This window comes from Flavobacterium filum DSM 17961, assembly GCF_000425465.1.
Lineage (GTDB): Bacteria > Bacteroidota > Bacteroidia > Flavobacteriales > Flavobacteriaceae > Flavobacterium > Flavobacterium filum.
Map to the genome: position 1 here is coordinate 1 of NZ_AUDM01000039.1, position 4,993 is coordinate 4,993.

Below are 4,993 nucleotides of genomic sequence, written 5' to 3' on the forward strand. Positions count from 1 at the left end.
AGCTATATAATCAAGGCTGTAGCCCGATACTTTGAACAAAGAAATATACTTCTTTACCGTGTTTCTGGAAAGTGAAAGGTACTTGCTGATAAATAAATTACTCTTGCCCTTGCAATGAAATTTAATGACTTTTCTTATCTTACTCATGTCTGTTATTTTATTTGCCATAATTCGTTTTTCAACGAATTTAGGTGGCTAACAGCATGAAAAAAAGTAGTATTTTTCGGTGGTCAATTTCAACCGGAAAGTGGTGGTCATTTTGACCCGAAATTAGGTGGTCATTTTGAATCGGAATCGATGGTCAATTTGCTCCGGAATTAGGTGGTCAATTTGACCGTTTTTTCCAGCTTTTCCCAATTCTCTGTGCGAAGAACGGTTCAACTTTTTAAAATAATGGCTGTATTTGTTTAAAGTTGTGGGAGTTGTCATGTGGTTTGTATGGTGGGATAAAAATAGGGGTAATTTTTTAAAAATCAGGTAAAAATGGTATTTTTGAAATAACAATTAAAGATTCATGGAGTATCTAATTATCTTACTGGTATTGATAGTAACTCTAAAGATAGTTTGGATAATACGTGATTATCGGTTACTAAAAAAAGTAACAAAATTAAGCAGAGGTACACGAACGGAACGTAATTTGGTTGTCAAACTTTTAAAATACGGCTTCCCTTCTACACATATTTATCATGACTTGTATTTAAAAAAGTTGAACGGTCAATACTCGCAAATCGATTTAGTAGCTGTTACTAGTGTTGGGATTCTTGTTTTTGAGGTTAAAGAGTATAGTGGATGGATTTTTGGGAGTGGTTACCAATCCCATTGGACACAAATCTTAGCATATGGTAAAAGTAAGTATCGTTTTTATAATCCCATCAAACAGAACAACAGTCATTTATACGATTTAAAAAAGGCGTTGCAACATGAACATGTTCCCTATTATTCTATCGTTGTTTTTTATGGTGATTGTGAATTTAAAGAAATCAATTATGTTCCCGATGGAACATTTATCGTAAAATCAGAAAGAATAGGAAAAGTAATCCAAAATATATTTAATCAAAACGACCCCATTCAATATCATAATGAAAAATACATTTTTGATATTTTAAATGAAGCCGCTTTAAATGGAGATAATAAACAAATAAAAATAAAGCATATTGAAAACATTAATGTCATGTTAGGTAGGAATAGGATATTTGATTGATAAAAGAGATGCTTCCTGCGTCAGCATGACAAAGGGGGTGGAAATCAACCCTCGAAGGGTCTGGAACCCTTCGAGGGTTGGGTTGTTAGGTTAACTCCTCGCTTCCTCATACCCATCAAACAACGTTTGTTGATACACATCCCCATTGAATTTGTTGATTAATTCGCGGATAAACTCGTAGTGTTTGACATATTGGTTGGGGATGAAGAGCAATTGAATTTGCTTTCTTTTCAATAGCTCCATTTTAAGAGCATCGGATTTCATGATTTTTTTGTGGTGGTAATGCTCCGGTCCATTCAATTCAAAAACTACTTTAGGTTCATTGTTTTGAAAGAGCACGCCATCTAATTCCTTTTTATTCACCAACGGATTGTTTTTTTCCTCCGGAAACAAGTCCACCACTTTTACATTTCGCCTAAAACGGGTATCCTTGAGCGAACAATAGTGTTGCATGGTTTTGTAAAATTCATCTTCAAACATTGAATTGTTGGAAAAACCAATGGTTAGTTTATTCACGGTACTTTGCGTCACGTGGGTGGTTCCGTTCTTAGCGGCATAGTCAATCAAGGCATACAAATCATCGTCTTTACGGGATAAGACATCAATGGCTTTTAAATCGGTTACCACAATCAAGTTTTCTTTGGCTCGGGTGATGCCTACGTTAATCAATTGGCTGTTGTTCTTGATCCAGTCGTAGGTTTTTCGGCTGGTCTTGGTGGACAAAGCGGTAGAAATGATAATGGTCTTGTTTTCCTGCCCTTGCACTTTGTGAATGGTGCCACAACTTACGGAGACAGCAATCACGCCGGCTGCTTTGGCTTGGGTCACATAATGCTGAAGTACTTCTTCTTGGTTCCTAAAGGGTGTAAGAATAAATACATCAGTCAACTTGTTATATTTGATGTATTTGACAATTTCAACGGCTTCTTCTAGTTGTGCGTTTTTATGCTTTTGGTTGGCATTGGTCACCGCAAGCAATTGGATGCTTCCATTTTCTTTGATGGCCGAGAGGTTCAACCGTTGCTCATAAAAACGCTTGTTGGAATACTCTATAATTTTTTTTCCACAGCGGTAATGATAGCTCAATAAAATTTCCCTCGAAATGCTGTCCATCTTTTTATAAGCCGACAAAATGGAGTGATGGTAGTAACTGTAATCTGCATCGATGTTCATTTGCTTCATCAGTTTATCATTCTTGAACTCATCAAACAGGATAATGGGTTGCAGTTGGTTGGTATCGCCTATCAACACCATGTTTTTACATTTAGAAATAGGAACTAAACTGGTGGGAATATCACATTGTCCGGCTTCGTCGATGGTCAATAAATCAAATTTGAACTTTTGTCCCAAACGGCGGCTGGATAGATTAGTCGTTAAAATAATTGGAAATACTTTGGTGAACTTTTCGAGGTTTTTATCATCGCTCAACCAGGAATTAAACGCTTTGATTTGCTCATTTTCTTCCTCGATGTGGAGAATCTTAATTAATTCTATATAGTCTTTCGTTTTTAATCGCTTGATGTACTTTAACGATTCAAAATAGAAAAATTGAAGCAATTTAAAATTCCCGTCTATGATTTCAAAAATGCCTTTCACGTCTTCGTCTTTCGTTTCCGGAATGGAATGTACTTTCTTTTCCAGTTTTTCTTTTTCCAATTTCAATAAATAATAATCCCCTCTCTTCAACAATCCATTAATAAATTCTAAATTCTGTTGTAAATCGGCACGTTCTTCATACTGCTGTAACTTTTCAACCAAACGTTTGTTTCGCTCTTTTGAATTTTCTTTCAGATTCAGCAAAAGTGATTCTTTGGGCACATCAGTCGTTTCAAATTCATACAGCTTTTTGATGGTTTGAAGGGCTTCCAATGTACATTCCTTGTTTCCTAACCGAATAAAGGGAAGAATAATTGCTTTGTCGCGGTACTTCCCTAACGTTAATTTTTCTTTGATGCCATCAATCGGGACATTGTTGTTGGAAGAAATCAATAACGTTTTATTATTGGTAAGGCAATTGACGACAATATTTAAAATGGTTTGTGTTTTTCCGGTTCCGGGAGGACCTTGCACATACGTAATCGGATATTTGAGCGAATTATAGATGGTGCGTAACTGGTCGATGTTCACGTTTTTATCGTACAACACGATGTGTGGTTCTTTTCTGTTTTTGCGGTCTAATAACGACGCACTTTTAAAGAACGCTTTTAACGGAATTTGCATTTCCTTGTTTTGTTGTTCCGCATTGATGCGATCGAACACGGGAGCAATATCAATTTTGGAATAACCTAACACCACTACTTCGGGTCGCGTATTGGGCAACTCTCCTACTCTAAAGTTTTCACTCAACCATTCAATCGTCTTTGCTGGGTCGGTTAAGTAGAAATCTTCAAAATCTGCCGTACTCATATCCGTATAATACGACAACGAATACTTTACATCTTTGATATAAAAATGGGGATTAAAGTGCGTGTATTTACTGATGAGAAGTGTCTTCTTCACCGGATCATAAGTCAACTCCCGATACGCCACCACAAATTTACCTTTGGAGCCCATGTCAATGGAAAACTCACTAAGTGCTAATTTATACTCCTGAAACTTGTTGTATTCATTGTGGTAAATTTCTTTAAGCAAGTACTGTTGCTGTGCCAACGACAATTGAAACGGACTATGTTGCAACAGCTCAGTCAAGTCAATTTCGGGCAGTAAATAGGCTTGGTGTAAAAAAGGGTCGCTATTGGCTTTGTAACATTCTAAGTAATAATTCAAAATGGCATTGTCGTACCGTTCAAATTAATACACGTGTAAACTTTCGTCTTCCTGTAATTTTTTGATTAATTGCTCAGGTACGTCATAATGAGAAAACTTCAATATCTCTGCCGATTGAATGGCAGCAAGGTAAAGTGTGGTTTGTAAAATAGGTTCATCTTTATTGACATTGAACATGTCCACCACCATTTGCCCCCTGTTGTTTATATCCAAAATGCAAATCCAAAAATGCCTTATTTCCTCCTGTTTGTTTTTGTAGTAGATGCTCAGGTACTTCCCTCCTCTGATGGCTTCTCCTATTTTGTGGATGACTTTTTTGTTGATTTCCATTCTACTTGCTTTATAAATTGCGGTTTGTAGGGGTGGCAAATGTTAAGTATGTTCAAATATAGGGATTTTTTTTGATGCTTTAACCCTCGAAGGGTTTGGAACCCTTCGAGGGTTGGTTGGAGGAAGAAAGAAGGATTGTTTTTTAACCTTTAACCCTCGAAGGGTTTGGAACCCTTCGAGGGTTGGTTCGAGGGTTGGTTGGAGGATGAGAGAAGAGTTTTTTGTTTAGCCTTTTACTCTCGGAGGGTTGGGAACCCTTCGAGGGTTGGTTAGAGGAAGAGAGAGAATTATTTTTGGTAAAGTTTACTATTTTTTTTAGGGAGTGTTCAATAAACTGTGTCATTTCATTTTATTCGGGAGTGTTCAATAAACTGTGTCATTTCATTTTATTCTATCACTAAAATACGCATTTAAATCATTTTGAATAGCAGACCAGTGAAAAATTTGTCCATTCCATCTAGTTTGTGCATTCATAATAGCTAAGTATACCTGTTTTAGGATTGCGTTTTCTGAAGAGAATGCACCTTTAGTTTTGGTTACTTTTCGTATCATTCTGTGATAACTTTCTATTGGATTTGTTGTGTACATTAGTCTCTTTAAATGAGGTGAATACTTGTAAATATTAGCTAGTCTATCCCAGTTTTTATCCCAGCTCCTAAATATTGCAGGGTATTTTTTATTCCATTTTTCTCTGGC

At 36.4% G+C, this 4,993-nt stretch carries 5 protein-coding genes; 1 reads left to right on the top strand and 4 read right to left on the bottom strand.

Annotation, left to right across the window (positions count from 1 at the left end; genetic code table 11):
• Positions 1 to 270: 270 nt before the first annotated feature.
• Positions 271 to 429 (bottom strand): hypothetical protein, encoded by a 159-nt coding sequence (locus tag H601_RS16555; RefSeq protein WP_156900410.1) that lies wholly within the window; start codon positions 427 to 429, stop codon positions 271 to 273.
• An 85-nt stretch (positions 430 to 514) separates the two neighbouring features.
• Here H601_RS16555 and H601_RS15790 point away from each other — a divergent pair, with 85 nt between their 5' ends.
• Positions 515 to 1,201, top strand: a complete 687-nt coding sequence (locus H601_RS15790; protein WP_051220753.1) for a nuclease-related domain-containing protein — start codon at positions 515 to 517, stop codon at positions 1,199 to 1,201.
• Positions 1,202 to 1,291: 90 nt separating this feature from the next.
• Here H601_RS15790 and H601_RS15795 read toward each other — a convergent pair whose 3' ends face one another.
• The 3 genes from H601_RS15795 to H601_RS0112800 all read right to left on the bottom strand — a co-directional run.
• Positions 1,292 to 3,967, bottom strand: a complete 2,676-nt coding sequence (locus H601_RS15795; RefSeq protein WP_211223556.1) for a DEAD/DEAH box helicase — start codon at positions 3,965 to 3,967, stop codon at positions 1,292 to 1,294.
• Between the two features lie 24 nt (positions 3,968 to 3,991).
• Positions 3,992 to 4,297 (bottom strand): hypothetical protein, encoded by a 306-nt coding sequence (locus H601_RS16720; protein WP_211223557.1) that lies wholly within the window; start codon positions 4,295 to 4,297, stop codon positions 3,992 to 3,994.
• A 381-nt stretch (positions 4,298 to 4,678) separates the two neighbouring features.
• The coding region (locus H601_RS0112800) for a transposase (RefSeq protein WP_026711867.1) at positions 4,679 to 4,993 on the bottom strand (315 nt) is incomplete at its 5' end.

Bases quoted from the DNA above. Each gene is read 5' to 3' on its own strand.
- H601_RS16555 (WP_156900410.1), bottom strand. From the start codon at position 429: ATGACAACTCCCACAACTTTAAACAAATACAGCCATTATTTTAAAAAG.
- H601_RS15790 (WP_051220753.1), top strand. From the start codon at position 515: ATGGAGTATCTAATTATCTTACTGGTATTGATAGTAACTCTAAAGATA.
- H601_RS16720 (WP_211223557.1), bottom strand. From the start codon at position 4,297: ATGGAAATCAACAAAAAAGTCATCCACAAAATAGGAGAAGCCATCAGA.